The sequence below is a fragment of the Arthrobacter sp. NPDC080031 genome (assembly GCF_040702485.1).
Taxonomy (GTDB): domain Bacteria; phylum Actinomycetota; class Actinomycetes; order Actinomycetales; family Micrococcaceae; genus Arthrobacter.
In genome coordinates, this window is record NZ_JBFBLA010000009.1 from 101,351 (window position 1) to 117,048 (window position 15,698).

Annotated in this window: 18 protein-coding genes and 2 tRNA genes; 8 read left to right on the top strand and 12 right to left on the bottom strand. The window is 62.4% G+C overall.

Features of this window, described 5'->3' with window-relative positions; all coding sequences use genetic code 11:
* Positions 1-37 precede the first annotated feature (37 nt).
* From AB0323_RS09490 to AB0323_RS09505, 4 genes are all read left to right on the top strand, one after another.
* Positions 38-111: transfer RNA gene (locus AB0323_RS09490), tRNA-Ile, on the top strand.
* A gap of 57 nt (positions 112-168) precedes the next feature.
* Positions 169-285, top strand: a complete 117-nt coding sequence (locus tag AB0323_RS09495) for a DLW-39 family protein (protein WP_234752975.1) — start codon at positions 169-171, stop codon at positions 283-285.
* A gap of 72 nt (positions 286-357) precedes the next feature.
* A tRNA-Ala gene (locus tag AB0323_RS09500) sits at positions 358-433 on the top strand.
* A 67-nt stretch (positions 434-500) separates the two neighbouring features.
* Positions 501-1,409, top strand: coding sequence for a DMT family transporter (locus tag AB0323_RS09505; RefSeq protein ID WP_366177091.1), 909 nt, complete (start codon positions 501-503; stop codon positions 1,407-1,409).
* A gap of 15 nt (positions 1,410-1,424) precedes the next feature.
* Here the strand turns inward: AB0323_RS09505 and AB0323_RS09510 are convergent, their stop codons facing one another.
* Together AB0323_RS09510 and AB0323_RS09515 are read right to left on the bottom strand one after the other, a co-directional pair.
* Positions 1,425-2,309 (bottom strand): glycosyltransferase family 2 protein, encoded by an 885-nt coding sequence (locus AB0323_RS09510; protein ID WP_366177092.1) that lies wholly within the window; start codon positions 2,307-2,309, stop codon positions 1,425-1,427.
* A gap of 125 nt (positions 2,310-2,434) precedes the next feature.
* Positions 2,435-3,430, bottom strand: coding sequence for a hypothetical protein (locus tag AB0323_RS09515; protein ID WP_366177093.1), 996 nt, complete (start codon positions 3,428-3,430; stop codon positions 2,435-2,437).
* Between the two features lie 153 nt (positions 3,431-3,583).
* Between AB0323_RS09515 and AB0323_RS09520 the strand changes: the two genes are divergently transcribed.
* Both AB0323_RS09520 and AB0323_RS09525 read left to right on the top strand, forming a co-directional pair.
* A complete protein-coding gene (locus AB0323_RS09520; RefSeq protein ID WP_364538684.1) occupies positions 3,584-4,126 on the top strand; it encodes a peptidylprolyl isomerase in 543 nt (180 codons plus the stop codon).
* 21 nt (positions 4,127-4,147) lie between these two features.
* A complete protein-coding gene (locus AB0323_RS09525; protein WP_366177094.1) occupies positions 4,148-5,017 on the top strand; it encodes a rhomboid family intramembrane serine protease in 870 nt (289 codons plus the stop codon).
* A gap of 26 nt (positions 5,018-5,043) precedes the next feature.
* On the opposite strand, the gene AB0323_RS09530 is transcribed toward AB0323_RS09525, so the two are convergent.
* The 9 genes from AB0323_RS09530 to AB0323_RS09570 form a co-directional block, all read right to left on the bottom strand.
* Positions 5,044-5,535: an SRPBCC family protein gene (locus tag AB0323_RS09530; RefSeq protein ID WP_366177157.1), complete on the bottom strand. Its 492-nt coding sequence runs from the start codon at positions 5,533-5,535 to the stop codon at positions 5,044-5,046.
* Entirely contained in the window at positions 5,489-5,893 is a 405-nt protein-coding gene (locus AB0323_RS09535; protein ID WP_366177095.1) for a metalloregulator ArsR/SmtB family transcription factor, read from the bottom strand. Before AB0323_RS09535 ends, AB0323_RS09530 begins: the two co-directional genes overlap by 47 nt.
* Before the next feature lie 621 nt (positions 5,894-6,514).
* Positions 6,515-7,870, bottom strand: a complete 1,356-nt coding sequence (locus tag AB0323_RS09540) for an FtsW/RodA/SpoVE family cell cycle protein (RefSeq protein ID WP_366177096.1) — start codon at positions 7,868-7,870, stop codon at positions 6,515-6,517.
* A gap of 142 nt (positions 7,871-8,012) precedes the next feature.
* Positions 8,013-9,032, bottom strand: a complete 1,020-nt coding sequence (locus AB0323_RS09545) for a cation diffusion facilitator family transporter (RefSeq protein WP_366177097.1) — start codon at positions 9,030-9,032, stop codon at positions 8,013-8,015.
* On the bottom strand, positions 9,029-9,391 hold the full coding sequence (locus tag AB0323_RS09550; RefSeq protein WP_364538673.1) for a metalloregulator ArsR/SmtB family transcription factor: 363 nt from the start codon (positions 9,389-9,391) through the stop codon (positions 9,029-9,031). Before AB0323_RS09550 ends, AB0323_RS09545 begins: the two co-directional genes overlap by 4 nt.
* Positions 9,392-9,695: 304 nt before the next feature.
* Positions 9,696-10,298, bottom strand: coding sequence for a DNA-3-methyladenine glycosylase I (locus AB0323_RS09555; protein ID WP_366177098.1), 603 nt, complete (start codon positions 10,296-10,298; stop codon positions 9,696-9,698).
* Positions 10,299-10,354: 56 nt separating this feature from the next.
* A complete protein-coding gene (locus tag AB0323_RS09560) occupies positions 10,355-11,050 on the bottom strand; it encodes an alpha-ketoglutarate-dependent dioxygenase AlkB (protein ID WP_366177099.1) in 696 nt (231 codons plus the stop codon).
* Positions 11,051-11,117: 67 nt separating this feature from the next.
* Positions 11,118-11,627 carry a methylated-DNA--[protein]-cysteine S-methyltransferase gene (locus AB0323_RS09565; RefSeq protein WP_366177100.1) on the bottom strand — a complete coding sequence of 170 codons (510 nt, stop codon included), beginning with the start codon at positions 11,625-11,627 and terminating at the stop codon, positions 11,118-11,120.
* Between the two features lie 42 nt (positions 11,628-11,669).
* The gene (locus AB0323_RS09570) at positions 11,670-11,921 is read right to left on the bottom strand and encodes a cell division protein CrgA (protein ID WP_366177101.1); all 252 of its coding nucleotides are present in this window, start codon (positions 11,919-11,921) and stop codon (positions 11,670-11,672) included.
* 298 nt (positions 11,922-12,219) lie between these two features.
* Here AB0323_RS09570 and AB0323_RS09575 point away from each other — a divergent pair, with 298 nt between their 5' ends.
* On the top strand, positions 12,220-12,948 hold the full coding sequence (locus AB0323_RS09575; protein ID WP_366177158.1) for a class E sortase: 729 nt from the start codon (positions 12,220-12,222) through the stop codon (positions 12,946-12,948).
* 170 nt (positions 12,949-13,118) lie between these two features.
* Positions 13,119-13,760: an aminodeoxychorismate/anthranilate synthase component II gene (locus tag AB0323_RS09580; RefSeq protein ID WP_364538663.1), complete on the top strand. Its 642-nt coding sequence runs from the start codon at positions 13,119-13,121 to the stop codon at positions 13,758-13,760.
* On the opposite strand, the gene pknB is transcribed toward AB0323_RS09580, so the two are convergent.
* A complete protein-coding gene (pknB, locus tag AB0323_RS09585) occupies positions 13,757-15,673 on the bottom strand; it encodes a Stk1 family PASTA domain-containing Ser/Thr kinase (protein WP_366177102.1) in 1,917 nt (638 codons plus the stop codon). The genes AB0323_RS09580 and pknB overlap by 4 nt on opposite strands.
* Between the last annotated feature and the right edge of the window lie 25 nt (positions 15,674-15,698).

The window sequence follows — 15,698 nt, forward strand, 5'->3', positions numbered from 1 at the left end:
GTGCTGTAAAGTCATGTCTCGGCCCGAAGAGGTATCGGGGCGTATAGCTCAGGCGGTTAGAGCGCTTCGCTGATAACGAAGAGGTCCCAGGTTCAAGTCCTGGTACGCCCACGGAACCTGCACAGGTTTTGCTAAAGGTTCGGGAAACTGAACCGGAACGGGGTGCGTGTGAAGAAGTTGCTAGTAGTTGCAGCTGCGATCGCAGGCGTCTTGCTCTACAGGAAAGTGCAGGAATCCGAAGCCCGGAAAACAGTCTGGAGCAAGGCAACCGACACGGTTGACTAGCAAAGGCGCCCGGTCTTGAGATGGTGCAAACCATCGAAGGAACTAGGGTAGTATGGACGGGTTGCTTCTTATGGGGGCATGGCGCAATTGGTAGCGCACCTGCTTTGCAAGCAGGGGGTTCGGGGTTCGAGTCCCCGTGCCTCCACCATAAGAAAGAGTCCCGGTCAGAAATGACCGGGACTCTTTGCTTTAAGCCGCCCCACTAAGGTTGGAATGTGAACTTCATTGTGGCTGCTTTGGGTGTGCTCGGCGTCGCATCATCCGGACCCCTCATCGCCGGAACGCTTGGAGCTACCTCCGTCACGGCGCTTGCTATCGCCTTCTGGCGCAACGCAATAGCCGCCGTAGTCATGGCCTCGCCGGTCTTGGTCCGCGAGCCGCGCCAGTTCCGCAAGATCACCCGCAACGAATTCACTTGGTCCGCCGTCGCAGCAGTGGCACTGGCCTTCCACTTCGCTTGTTTCATCACGGCGCTCCAGCTCACGTCAGTTGCGGCTGCTACCGCCCTGGTGTGCCTGCAGTCTGCGTGGATCGCGGTCTTCCAGCTTCTGCGCGGCACCAGGCACCGCTGGCCGGTCCTGGTGGGCCTGGGCATCGCGCTGGGCGGCGTCGCGGCCATCACGGGCTTCGATATGGGTAACTCGCCGAAAGCCCTCCTTGGTGACATCCTGGCCCTCGCCGGAGGCGCCCTGGCAGGCCTGTACACCTTGGCCGGAGGCAAAGCCCGCCAGAGCATGGGCATCGGAACGTACACGAGCCTTTGCTATGGGATCTGCGCGGCCATCGTCGCTGTCCTTGCCCTCACGGGCGGCCAGCCGCTCGTAGGGTTCGACGCCGGCGGCTGGCTGGGGATCGTGGCCATCACCGTATGCGCACAACTGGTGGGCCACACAGCCTTCAACCATCTCCTGGCGACCATGAGCCCGCTCCTGGTGTCCATGATCATCCTGCTGGAGATTCCGGGCGCAGCCCTTCTCGCCGCTGTCTTCCTGCACGAGTCCCTGCCGGCCGGTACCTACGCGGGACTCGCCTTGATCCTGGTTGGACTCGCCGTCGTCGTCGCCGGTCAGCGGCAGGGCAAGGGCGATGCGGAGGGCAAGATTGCCGGGCTTGGTGCCGACTGAGTTCGGTTCGCGCGGCTACAGGCCGCCGCGGCGGACGCCTTGGCCTGCATTGGCCGTGTGGATGGCCCGGAGAAGCTTGGCCGGGAAGTAGACGGAGAAGAACACCACCATGGGGGCCTTCAGGGCCATTTTCTTGACGTTGTGGGCCTTGTAGGTGCGGTCGAAGCGGGTCACGTAATAGCGGTAGTCGCGCGGTGAATCCTCAAGCCGCCGTGCAGACATGCCCGAGACCATCTGCGGCCAGTACTGCACCCTGAGATCGTGGTCGGCAAGGTGCAGGGAAAGATCGATGTCCTCATGCATCTCGTCCTTTTCATCCAGGCAGGTTTCGTCGCGGATGGTTTCCCAAGCGGAACGGCGAAGGGCCATGTTGGATCCAAAAAGGAAGTGGTACTGGTGCTTCGCAAGCCGAAGCATGAGTTGGCGCATTTTGTCGTCGGCTTTGAGTCCGAATCGACGCATGGGCATGTCGTAGTAGACCACGGGACCCGTGGCCGCCTGCACCGAGGGATCAGCGAAGGCCTTTTGGACCTGCTCAACCCAGTCAGGCTCCACGACGGAGTCGGCATCGATCCGGCCGAGGATGTCAGACGTGGCGCTATTGAGGCCAAAGTTGCGGGTGGGGATGAGTCCTTGCGCCTTGTCCTGGCTCAGCAGGATGATGGGGCTCTCCGGGTATTCCTGCTGCATTTGCTGGACGATCTGCGCAGTGCGGTCCGTGGATCTGTTGTCCACGACGATGATCTCGTCCGCAGGCACTGACTGGTAGATGGCCGCGATCAGGCATTGCCGCACGACGCTTTCCTCGTTGTAGGCCGGGATGATGATTGAAACGCTCGGCTTCACGGGTGCGACGGCTGCGTTGGTTGCTGCATCTACGAAAGATCTATCGGCTGGCATCACCATAAATCTAACATCAGGGCGGTGCTCCTCAAGGAAGCCTCCGGGTGACAAGCGGCCAAACAATTGAAGGGATCCCGGCGAACCGGAATCCCTTCAATGCTGAGCTAATCTACGGCGTTCGGCTAGGCCTCGTGTTTGCCGGCTTCGTCCTTGGCTGCTTCGTCCATGGCTGCCTCGTCCTTGGCCGCTTCGTCCTTGTGGAGGCTGGCTGCGATGTTCTTTACGGCGGTCTTCGCATCGGTTGCCACCTGGGCTGCGGTGTCCGTTGCGTCCTCGACGGCGTGCTTTGCCTTCTCGGCCACAGCTTCGGTCTTGTCCGCTACGTTGAGCCTCACCTCGTCGACCTTGTCAGCTACCTTGGCGGCGGCTTCGTTGGCCTTGTCAGCGACTTTTTCGGCCGCCGCTGCGGCAGGCACGGGCGATGGCGTCACCGGGGCGGGGGTCTTCCACGGGTCCTCCACCGGGCGGCTGGCCCTCCACGCTGCGACCCCGGCCGCGGCAGCTGCTGCAATAACCGTGAAGATCAAGAGCCCGCGCTTCTTCGGCTTCTTGGTCTTGGCGAGTTCCTTCGAGACGGCCTTGGACGCTTCCTCCGCAGCGGCTTTCAGCTGGGCCCCGGTGGCTTGCGCTTGCTCCTGCAGATTGTGGACCACTCCCGAGTCCACCAGCTTCTGGGCGACGGCGTCCACCTGCGCGGGTGCATTCTCAAGGGCTTGGTGGACAACCACCGAGGCCTGCCCGAGCTGCTCTGAGAGCTTGGGCAGGTATTCCTCAACAACTTTGTCCCGGGCGTGGCCCAGCGCCGGGGTGGCTTTGTTAAGGGCTTCCTGGATCTTGGGTGAGGCGCCCTCGACGACGTCGTGGATTTTCGGTGCGAGGTTCGCCAGGCCTTCCTGGAGCTTCGGCGTGACGGTTGCAACGCCGTCGGCGAGGTTGTGCGCAGCTGACTTCAGGCCTTCCTGAAGCTTCGGCGAAGCGGTGTCGATTCCGTGCTGGATGCGGGGAACCGCCCAGTTCACGGCTGCTTCGACGCGCGGCGTCGCCCAGTCCTTTGCATTTTCGACACCATTCGCAACGGTGTGTTCAAGTTCGCGGGCAATCCGGTCCGATTTCTTCACAACTACCTCCCGATCAACATGCTCGTTTGTTGTTAGCCTACGTCGCTTGTTCGGCACCGGCTATTCATCCAGCGGATTCATGGAAGATTTCACCTAGCGCGGAACCGCCTTCCTGGCCGACTCTGCGTTGACCCCGCGTGAAACAATGGCCGTATGACCATCGCAACCGCAAAAGCAACTTTCCACACGAGCCTCGGTGACATCGTGGTTGACCTCTTCGGCAACCACGCGCCCAAGACGGTCGCCAACTTCGTTGGCCTGGCCACAGGCGAAAAGTCCTGGACGCACCCGGAGACCGGTGAAGACAAGACCGGTACCCCGCTGTACAACGGCACCATATTCCACCGCATCATCAAGGACTTCATGATCCAGGGCGGCGATCCCCTTGGTCGCGGCATCGGCGGACCGGGCTACAAGTTCGACGACGAGATCCACCCGGAACTCAACTTCAACACCCCGTACAAGCTGGCCATGGCCAACGCCGGCGTCCAGATGGGCAAGGGCACCAACGGTTCCCAGTTCTTCATCACCACGGTCAACACCGATTGGCTTTTCGGCAAGCACTCCATCTTCGGTGAGGTTGCTGACGAAGAGTCCAAGAAGGTAGTAGACGCCATCGAGGCTGTCCGCACCGGCATGGGCGACCGCCCTGTCGAAGACGTCGTCATCAACAGCATTGACATCGTCCAGCTCTGATCCACGGATTCTGAACAGCGTATGAGTTACGGAATCCCGGCGGCAGAGCCGTCAGCTGACATTCCGGTGTGCCCCAGGCACCCGGACAGGCCCTCCTACGTGCGGTGCCAGCGTTGCGGGCGTCCTGCGTGCCCCGAATGCCAGCGGGCGGCCGCCGTCGGGTTCCAATGCATTGACTGCGTCAATGAAATGAAGCGTTCGACGCCGGCAGTGCGTTCCGCCTATGGCGGCGCTGTCGCGACCGGACGTCCTTTGGCGACGTACCTGCTAATCGGGTTGTGCGCCCTGGTGTACGTGCTGCAATGGCTGATTCCCGCCGATGCAGTTTTCCAGCAGCTTGCTTTCGCGTCCGTTTACGCCACTCCGCAGTACGGGGCATTCGAGCCATGGCGGATGCTGACGAGCGCTTTTGTCCATTCACAGGGCTTTGTCCTGCACATCGTGCTCAACATGTACATGCTCTGGATTTTTGGCCAGGTACTTGAGCCCGTCCTAGGCCGCGTCCGCTTCCTCGCCGTTTATCTGTTGTCCGCCATTGGCGGCTCTGTTGGTTTCATGCTCCTGACGCCGGCGTTGCCTGCAATCCCGGTCGTAGGTGCGTCAGGTGCGATCTTCGGCCTGTTCGGCGCACTGCTGGTGATCCAAAGCCGGCGCGGCGGAGATACCCGGCAATTGTGGATCCTTATCGTCATCAACGGCGTGATTGGCTTTGTTGTCCCGGGAATCGCCTGGCAGGCCCACTTGGGCGGACTCATCACGGGTGGACTGTGTGCCGGCGTGATCGCTTTTGCTCCGCGCGGACCGCGCCAGGCGTTGTTGCAGACTGCCGGCATGGCCCTGGTGGCCGGAGTCCTGGTCCTGGCCACCGTCCTTCGGGCCACTGCGGGCTAGCCGCTCCGTTTTACCGTAGGAGTTCCTTACCGTAGGAGTTCCTCCAAGCGGTCCATCGACTCTTTGATGCCCGCATCCATGCCGCTGGCTACTGCCATGTCCCGGGCCTCCACCGAGGGAAACACGGAGTGCTGCACCACCCGCGTGCGGCCTCCGAGGTCCTCAAACCTGGTGGTATCCAAGGTGACTTGCCCAGGGGCGCCGTCGAATTCGAAGGTCTGGATGATCCGCAACGGCTCCTGGACCTCGTGGAAGACGCCGCGGAAGCCGAACTCGTTGCCCTGGCCGTCCAAATGCGTGTAGCGGTAGCTGCCCCCCGTGCGCGCGTCGTAGGACTCGAGGCGCATTTCCAGTCGACGGGGACCCAACCATTTGACGACGAGTTCGGGATCCGTGAAAGCCTGGAACACACGCTCCGGCGCCGCATCGAAGTCGCGGCTCGTGTCGATGAACGGCGTGCCCGCTGCGACATCAATGGTTGTTGTATTGGTGCTCGTTGTCCTTCTCCTTTTCCGGATTGTCCTTGTGGGCTGTGCTGGCCAATAGTTCGTCCAACCGGGCGAAACGTTCCTCGGCCTGAAGCCGGTAATTCTCGATCCACTCGGCCAAGGGACCCAGCGCCGTGGTGTTCAAGTGGCAGGGACGGCGCTGCGCTTCCCGGCTCCTCGTGATGAGCCCTGCACCCTCGAGCACTTGAAGGTGCTTGGAGATGGCTTGGAGGGTGACGGTGAAGGGCTGGGCGATCTCATTGACGGTGGCATCGCCCAAGGCCAGCCGCGCCAGTATCTTGCGGCGGACAGGATCAGCGAGGGCCATGAACGCCCTGTTGAGCTGGCCTTCCTGATCCAGCACCGCCATACCAATCGTGTCCGGCATGCGTCTCCCCTGCCCTGCTCCAGACTCAAGGGTTGCGGATTTTCCGAGTCCTCCGCAGTACTCAAGTAAATGGTTTATCAACTAGTTCATTGAATAAGCTCAGTCTAGAACTGGGCGTCGAGTCCGTCAACACCCCCGGATATGTTTTCCACAGGGGTTATCCACAATGTGTGTAACTTACAAGGGTGTAGTTCGATGGCGAATGGACTCTCAGGGGCGGGATGGCAGGGGCTGCGTTTTGCGCTGGGGATTAACGTCCACATCTGTGGATAACTTTTGCCCCAACGCCTGTGGGTATGTGGATAAGAAGTGCGTTATTCCGGGTTCTGTGGACAACCTCAAGGGTGGCAGCCGCGAGAGCGCGGTATCAACAGAGTTATCAACATTGTTAATAACTCACATTGCTGTAGTTCGGTGGCCTTCCCTGCCGTTGAGGGCCGCCGTTCCGGGGGTTTTCCACTTTGTGGGCGCGGCTTTTCCCCAACTGTGGATAACTTGTGGGTAGCTGCCTGTTGTTAAGTGTGTAACTACCCGTTGACGGCCAGAAGGGCCTCGCTGGGTGGGTATCAACAGATTGCGATAGGCCGGTTGGCCGCTCGCCCAGCCGGAAGAAGTGGCGTCTCAGACGGGGACGTGTTCGGTGTGGGGAGCAACTGCCTGGGGCCTGCGTGCTGCGTCGCTGATCCGCAGCAGCAGGGCGACGATGATCCAGTTGGCAAGGAGGGAGGATCCGCCCGCGGAGAGGAACGGCGTCGTCAGTCCAGTGAGGGGAATGAGTCGCGTGACGCCGCCGATAATGATGAAGCACTGGAGGGCCATGGAGAAGGCCAGCCCGCAGGCAAGGAGCTTCCCGAAGGCATCCCGGATTCCCAGGGCGGCGCGGAATCCCCTCGTGAAAAGCAGCAAGTAGAGAAGAACGATCGCGAACAGCCCGATCAGGCCGAGCTCTTCACCAAGGGAAGCGATGATCATGTCGCTGTTCGCGAAAGGCACAAGGTCCGGGCTTCCGAGCCCGAGGCCCTTGCCGATCAGGCCGCCGTCGGCCATCCCGAAGAGACCCTGGACGATCTGGGCGCTACCTCCGGGGAAGCGGGTGAAGACCTGCGGGTCGAAGGCATTGATCCACGCGTCAATGCGCAAGCCGACATGGGAAAAGATCTTTGCTGCCGAGTATCCGCCCAGAAGCATGAGCACGACGCCGAGGACGAGCCAGCTGGCCCGGCTCGTCGCAACATAGATCATCACGATGAAAAGGCCGAACAGCAGTACGGACATGCCGAGATCGTGCTGGAAGACCAGTACGCCCACGCTCGCGGCCCAAGCGGTGATCATCGGTCCGGTGTCCTTGATCCTGGGAAACTGCAGGCGCCCGAATTTCCTGCCGGCCAGCAGGATCAAGTCCCGGTTGGAGGACAAGTAGCCCGCGAAGAAGACGGCGAGAGTAATCTTCACGATCTCGCCAGGCTGGAACTGCAGGGAACCGAGGCGTATCCAGACATTCGCGCCGTTGATGTCTCCGGCGGAAATACCCGGAACGAGGGGAAGGATGAGGAGGGCGGCGCTGACCGCGAGTGCAATGAAGGTGTACCGGCGCAAGAGCCGGTGGTCCTTCAAAAGCCACAGCACGGCGGCTGCGACCAGGACCGAGACGATTGTCCATGTGAGCTGATTAGTCCCGGCAGTAGTGCCGTTTGACGCATCCAGGCGTCGGATCATGGCGATGCCGAGGCCGTTCAAAGCCACCACAATGGGGAGGATCACCGGATCCGCATACCTTGCCTTGAACCGCAGGACAACGTGGAAGATCCCGGCCAGCGCCGTCAAGGTGCCCGCTTGAAGCCAGAATCCCACGTCAAGGGCTTCCTTCTTGTCCACGCTGGTCATTGCAAGGGCACCAACGCCCACGCCAAGTGCCAGCACCAACAGCACCATCTCCACGTTTCGGCGAGGCTTCGCCAGAATCGCTTGCTGGCTCATGGGCATCTTCTTTCGTGGATCCCGGGCACCTGCGCGGGTCCGGTTAAGTGGCACAAGATCGGGTCAGTGGCTCAACGTAAGGTTCAGTGGGCCATCATAGCCGCAGCGGCTGGGCAGCGGTTGGGAACAGGAATCCGGTTGCTCAACGGCCTGCTTCCGTAACGGTTTGTATCACCATGTCATCGAGTTTGGGGAGCGCATGCTCAAGCCGATGCCTGGCCTCGCCGACAGTTTCTTCCACCGCTGACAGCGGCGCGTCAGCGACGACAATCGTCGCTGCGCCTTGGAGGCGATGGCCGACCCAACGCAGTTGCAGCTTCGGCGCGGAGAGTACGCCGGGTGTCATGTCCAACGCAGCCTGGGCGCTGTCCAGCAGTTCCGGTTCCATACCGTCCATCAAGCGCCGACCGATGCTGCGCACCGTCCCCCAGAGCAGGACAATGATGGCCGCCGAAATCAGCAGGCCGACAATCGGGTCCGCCAAAGGGAAACCGAGCAGCACACCGCCGGCGCCAAGCACCACTGCGAGCGAGGTGAATCCGTCAATGCGCGCATGCACGCCGTCGGCGACGAGCGCAGCGGACCCGATCTGCCGGCCGACCCTGATCCTGTACACGGCCACAATTTCATTGCCCGCAAAGCCGATGAGTCCGGCCGCAAGGACCCACCACAGATTGTGCACGGGTTGCGGATGGAACAGGCGATCGATGGATTGCCACGCGGCCACCACTGCCGAAAGCGCGACCACGCCGACAATGAACAGACCCGCAAGGTCCTCCGCCCGTCCGTATCCATAGTTGTAGCGTCGAGTTGCCGCGCGACGTCCCAGAATGAACGCAATCCACAATGGCACTGCGGTGAGAGCGTCCGAAAAGTTGTGGATGGTGTCGGCCAGCAATGCGACCGAGCCGCTGATGAGGACCACGAGGAACTGCAGGACGGTGGTGCCCAGGAGTATGAAAAGACTGATCTTAAGTGCGCGGACGCCCTGGGTACTCGACTCAAGGGCATCGTCGATCGAATCGGCGGCATCGTGGGAGTGCGGGACGAAAAGCTCGTACAGCCACCCCTTGAGACCCTTGTGATGCTCGTGCGGGTGTCCGTCGTGGTCGTGGTCGCGCACGTGGTGCTCGTGGTGACCAATTTGCTGGTGGCCGCTCATGCCGGTTCCTGTTCCGCGCGGTGGTGTGCCGGGGTGCCGCCCAGGGCGTGCTCTGCTTGGAATATTGCATCCGCGACCAACTGGCGGGCATGCTCGTTCTCAAGCCGGTACATGACCCTGGTTCCGTCCTGCCGCGTGGAAACCATTCTCGCCAAGCGCATTTTGGCAAGGTGCTGCGATACAGCCGCCGGGGACTTCCCTACGAGTTCCGCCAATGCACCGACGGCCATTTCGCCGTTCCGGAGCGCCAGGACGATCCGGACCCTCGTGGCATCGGCCAGCATCGCGAATACTTCCACAGCCAATTCAACGTATTGGCTGTCGACTCCGAGCGAGCACCCCCTACTATCTGCATTCATACGCAGATTCTTTCATACATCGCGAAACCACATCGAGGACCCGGGATAGCGACGACGAAGAGGATCAGGCGCCACGATCGATGGGGCCCGAATGAAGTTCTCAATGCCTCGGGAGTGAACTCTCGGTGAACCCGCGGACACTATCCACAGCCTTGTGCACACTGGGTAAAACCATGGGTCAATGGCGCGAGGACCTGGTTGTCACCTGAATGTCGGGGATCCTGGCTTCATGTACGTGGATGTCCACATGAATTGTCCACAGCTGTGGATAAAGTTACGCACTTCTGTGGAAAGAGGGTGGATATCAGAGCCAAACTCCGGAGCTGCCCCGACGGTGGCTGTCGAGCAGATGCGTATCGATCATGCCGATCGCCTCCATCAGCGCATACATGGTGGTGGGGCCCACGAAAGCGAAGCCCTTCTTACGCAGGGCCTTGGAAAGCGCGATCGACTCCTGCGACTGGGTGGCGACGTCGGCATAGGTACGCGGTTCCGGCGTCGTCTCCGGTTGGAACGACCACACGAAGTCCACCAACCCGCCCTCGCTGCGCAATGCGATCGTCGCTTTGGCGTTGGTGATGGCCGCACGGATCTTGAGGCGGTTGCGCACAATGCCCGAATCCTGCATCAGCCGTTCGACGTCCGCCTCCGTGAAAGCCGCAACGCTTTCAGGATGGAAGTCCAGGAAAGCGGACCGGAACGCGTCGCGCTTACGCAGGATGGTGGCCCAGGACAAGCCGGCTTGGAATCCCTCAAGGCTGATGCGCTCATACAGGCCCCGTTCGTCCCGTACAGGCATGCCCCACTCGTGGTCGTAGTACTCGCGCATGAGCGGGTCAACGGATGCCCAGGGCGGACGGGCAAGGCCGTCGTCGCCAATGATGGTGCCGTTCTCGGGCGGGTTCATGGGTATTCCTCCACAGGGAGCCGGGCCGAAGCTGTTGCTGACATTGTCCCCCGGTCCTACGACATTCCAGTGACGCGCATCGTGATGTTGATCCGGCCTCTCGGCAGCCCGCAGCCTTCAGGAGCCGTTCCGGGGAGCACTTTGGTGATGCCGTGGTACGCAAAACGGGATGCGCCTCCGAAGACGAACAGGTCCCCTGAAGACAGCTCGACGTCGGTGTACGGCTTGGTGCGCGTCTCTGTGTTTCCGAAGCGGAAGACGCAACTGTCTCCGATGCTAAGCGATACCACAGGGGCCCGGGACTTCTCGTCCTTGTCCTGGTGCATCCCCATCTTGGCGGCCTCGTCGTAGAAATTCGCCAGCGCAGTGTCCGGCGTGTAGCCGGCGGCCTCGGAAGCGTCTCCGTAGGCCTCGAAAAGTGCTTTGCGGCCCAGGCGAACCATCCAGTCAGGAAACTCGAGCACCCGCCGGCCGTTGACGTCAAAGGCCTCGCGTGTGTACTTATAGGGCTGCCAGTGCCAGCCGAGGCAGACCGTCCGGACGGACATGGGGTGCCCGCCCGGAAGGACGGCGGCGCGCAAGGGGACGGGACCCCGCGTCCACTCTTCGAAACGGGCCGCGATCCACCGCTGCTGCTCAAGGCCCAGCCAGCCGGGAACGTGCACGGCGCCGGGCGCGATCTCCCGTGGACCGGCGTCGGGCACGTCCGGCAACTCAAGCGGAAACAGCGGCTCCGTCCATCCTGAGCTCATGCTGCCTCCGGGGCCCACAAGGCTCGTTTGGCTTCCGCGGGCAGCTCTAATGGCTTCCTCGGCTCCATTAGAAGAGCTTGCTTTCCTTCGCCGCGGCTGGTTCTTCGAGTTCCAGGAGGAACCGCTTGTTGTCGAGTCCGCCGGCGTATCCGGTGAGCTTCCCGTCGCGCCCCACAACCCGATGGCACGGAATGATGATGCTCAGTGGATTGCGGCCAACCGCCGAGCCGACGGCCTGGGAAAGGTTGCGATCGCCCAGTTCGATGGCCAGTTCTCCGTAGCTGACGGTTTCCCCGTACGGAATTTCTTCGAGTCGGGCCCAGACCCGCTGCTGGAACGGATTCCCTGAAGCCTTGAACGGTACGTCGAAAACGGTTCGCTCGCCAGCCAGGTATTCGCCAAGTTCAGCGGCGGTTTGCCGGAACAAGGGATCCTCGGCGGGGACGGCTGCACCGAAGAATTCCGAAGGCGGCATATGCCAATGGCCCTCGAAGAAAATGCCGGTGAGCAGCTCGTCCCGGGCAGTCAGCGTGAGCCGGCCCAGCGGCGAATCAATGGTTGTGTGCCTGGTGGTCATGTCTGGTAGACGCTGCAGGCGGTCGAAGTGTGAGGCCGCCGTTCAGGAGCGCCAGCGGGTGGTCATCAGGAAGCCGATAATCGCGATGCCGAAGCCTGCCACGATGTTCCAGGACGCCCACGCCTGCACGGGAAGCTGGCCGCTCGTGATGTAGAACGTGATGATCCACAGCAGGCCGATGATCATGAGACCGAACATGACCGGCTTGTACCAGATCGGGTTCGGCTTGTACTGCTGTGCGGTGGCCGCTTCGGTGGGGCGGGCGGCCTTCTTACGGGGCTTGGACTCGGGCACGGATCCTCCTTGGCCGGCTGAATGAAAGGCCACGCGCCAGCTTGATATCCTGCAGGAAGGAAAATTCCAGCGGTCAACGCGCACGCGGCAATTCCGGGGTTCGTTCTAGCAGACAAGTCTAGCTGGATTCCGGAGACTGCTCGTCGTCGGGCAGCCGCGCCTGTAAAGAGGAGATCCAGTGGCGCAGCAGCAGACGCAGCAAGCCGCTGCCGTGCCGGACGACGGCACAGGAACCGGCGCGGAGGGTCCCGGCCCCGGGGGTCGCAAGCCGCGCAAGGCGCGGCCCAGCAGGGGCGACATAGTGCGCAGGATCGTCCAGATCATGGGTGAGCTGCTCCTTACCGCGGGCCTCATCCTTTTGCTCTTTGTGGCCTGGGAGCTGTGGTGGACCAACGTTGAAGCCGACGCCAAGCAAAGCCAGGCCGTCCAGGGTTTCGCGAAGAGTTTTGCGGGACCTGTGGCTCCTGTTGCCCCTGCCAACCCTGCTGCACCGCCCGACTACGGGAAGCCGGTGGTTGCCGAGGCTCCCGAGCACGGCGGCATGATCGGCATCATGTACATTCCCCGGTTCGGCCCGGATTATTCGCGGCCCATCATTGAGGGAACCGGTTCCGACATTCTGGACACGCTGGGCCTTGGCCACTACGGAACCACCAGCATGCCCGGAGCCCCGGGCAACTTCGCCGTCGCGGGACACCGCCAGACCCATGGCGCAGTGTTGGACAACATCCATCTCCTGGTACCGGGCGACAAGATATATGTGCAGACCAAAGACGGGTACTACACCTACGTTTTCCGGAACAACCAGATCGTGCTGCCTTCGCGGACGGACGTCCTTCTTCCGGTCCCCACACAGCCCGGCGCGACGCCTACCGAAAGCTACCTGACCATGACCAGCTGCAATCCGCGCTTCGGCGCGGAAGAACGCATCATCGCGTACTCCTTGCTGGAAAGATGGCAACCCGCCTCCGTGGGCCCACCGCAGGAGATCGCCAAGCAAGTCGCCCAGACACGCGGAAAGGGCTAAGCCATGTACGGATGGATCTTCCGCCACCTTCCGGGGCCCCTGTGGGTGCGTATCCTGACATCAGCGGCCCTCGTGGCATGCGCACTTGTCCTGATGGTCCAGTTCCTCTTCCCCTGGATGTCAGAGTTCACTACCTTCACCGACTCAACGATTGGTTCAGCACAGCAGCCATGAGCACAACAAAAATCCTCGTCGTGGACAACTACGACAGCTTCGTCTACACCTTGGTCGGCTACTTGCAGGAACTCGGCGCGGAAACCACCGTGGTCCGGAACGACGACGTCACCCTCGCCGAGGCGATTGAACTGGCGGAGGCGCGCGACGGCGTGCTGATCTCCCCCGGCCCGGGCACCCCGGCCGAAGCCGGCGTCTGCATTGAGCTGATCAAGTGGTGCGGAGACAACAACAAGCCGATGTTCGGAGTCTGCCTCGGGCACCAGGCGCTGGCCGAAGCCTATGGCGGGACTGTCACGCACGCGCCGGAGCTGATGCACGGCAAGACATCACCTGTCCAGCACGACGGCAAGAGCGTTTTCGCCGGTCTGCCCTCGCCGGTGACGGCCACCCGCTACCACTCCCTGGCGGCTGTCCGGGAAAGCATTCCCGACGTCCTGGAAATCACGGCAGAAACCGCCAGCGGGGTTGTCATGGGCCTGCAGCACCGTTCGGCGCCGCTGTGCGGTGTGCAGTTCCACCCGGAATCGGTGCTCACCGAAGGTGGCTACCTCATGCTCGGCAACTGGCTTGAGTCACTCGGGATGTCCGGAGCAGCCGCCCGTGCGGCCACCCTGAGCCCCCTGATCCAGCGCTAGCCGCCGCCCAGCAACCCGCCCGAGCTTCCGCGGCCGCCGCCCCTGGTGTCGCTGGGAGACGGCGTAGGCGTCGGAGTGGGACTCGGGGGCGGGGCGGGAGCCTTGGCGACAATCACGCTGATGGTCTTGCCCTGCTCCACCAGGGAATTGAAGGCATCGCCCTGGCTCGTCACCTTTCCCGGGGTTACTTGCGAATTCTCCTGTTCGGTGACCGCGATGGCCAGGCCGTTCGCTTTGAGCAGCGCTTCGGCATCGGCCTCACTCAACCCAACGAGTTGAGGCACGGATACCTTGCCCGTGGACACCACCAAGTCAACGGTGCTGCCCACCCCAACCACAGCCCCTGAAGCCGGCTTGGTGCTGATCACGGAGCCTGCTGGAACGGTTGGGCTATTGGCCAAGGTACTCGAGCCGCCGACGAGGCCGGCCTGGCGCAGGAGGTCGCGGGCCGCGGCTTCGGTGAGGCCGCTCAAGCCCGCCGGGACAGTCGCCGAGACCGGCCCGTCTGAAACGTTGAGCATGACTTGCGATTTCGGCGCCACTTGGGACCCTACGCCGGGGTCGCTGCTGATCACGGTCCCTTTGGGAACCTTGTCATCCGGGACATGGTGCGACTCCGGGCTGAGATTGGCGCCATAGAGCGTCTGCAATGCCGTGGCCTCGCTCATTCCGGCGACCTGCGGTACCGCGATCAACGCGGGCGGAGCCGGCTTCTGGTTCACCGTGCTGTACACCCAGAATCCGCCCCCCGCCAAGACCAGCAGGACCAAAATAACCACCACCGCGGTCCACGCACGACGGCGGGACTTCTGCCGGGCGGTCCGCTCGCGTTCAGGGGCGAAACCAAGCGGCATGGCGCCGTCGTGGTCTGCTTCAGGTTCCGGCGGTATGTCCTGGTCGCCGGGGGCATGGCCGTTGCCCGAGCCCCCGATCAGGGTGCTGTCCAGGAATTCGGCGCCCGTCAGGCCGTGCACCAAGCCACCTTCCGGAATCTGCTGTGTCGACGGAACCGCCTCCTGGACGTCCGTGGGTGTTCCGGCGGCAAGGGCCGGGACTGCTACGCCGTTCTTGGCCGCACGCAAGGCACGCCGGAAGGCGGCCGCATCCTGGAAACGATCGGCGCGATTCTTTTGCAAGCCTTTGGCCAGGACGCTGTCCAGTGCCTCCGAAACGGCCGGATTGAAGGTGCTGGCAGGCTCCGGGATCTCGCGGACGTGCTGGTAGGCCACCGAGACGGGGCTGTCGCCCGTGAACGGGGGGCGGGACGTCAGCATCTCAAACAGGAGGCAGGCCGCGGAGTACAGATCGCTGCGGGCATCCACGGTCTCGCCAAGGGCCTGCTCGGGCGACAGGTACTGGGCAGTACCGACCACGGCTTGCGTCTGGGTCATGGTTGCCGCGGAATCGGCCATCGCCCGGGCGATTCCGAAGTCCATGACCTTCACATCGTTTGACTCCCCGGTCACCATGACGTTGGCAGGCTTGATGTCGCGATGCACGATCCCGGCCTTGTGGCTGTACTCCAGCGCGGCAAGGACACCAAGGATGAACTCGATGGCTTGATCGATGTCCAGTTCCTTGGCACGGATCAGGTCGCGGACAGTCCGGCCGGACACGTATTCCATGACGATGTAAGGGACGCGGACGTCCTCGCCCGGTCCACCGGGCACCGTGTACTCGCCGGTGTCATAGATGGCGACGATCGAGGAGTGGTTCAAGGCCGCCACCGCTTGTGCCTCGCGCTTGAAGCGGGCATGGAACTGCGGATCGCGGGCAAGATCGGCACGGAGCAGCTTCACCGCCACGGTTCGTCCGAGCACAGTGTCGACGCCCTTGTAGACATCGGCCATGCCACCACGGCCGAGCAATTCACCGAGTTCGTACCGCCCGTTGAGGACGCGCTGGGATGTCATTGGAGTGCTGTCCTCTCTGTGGGCA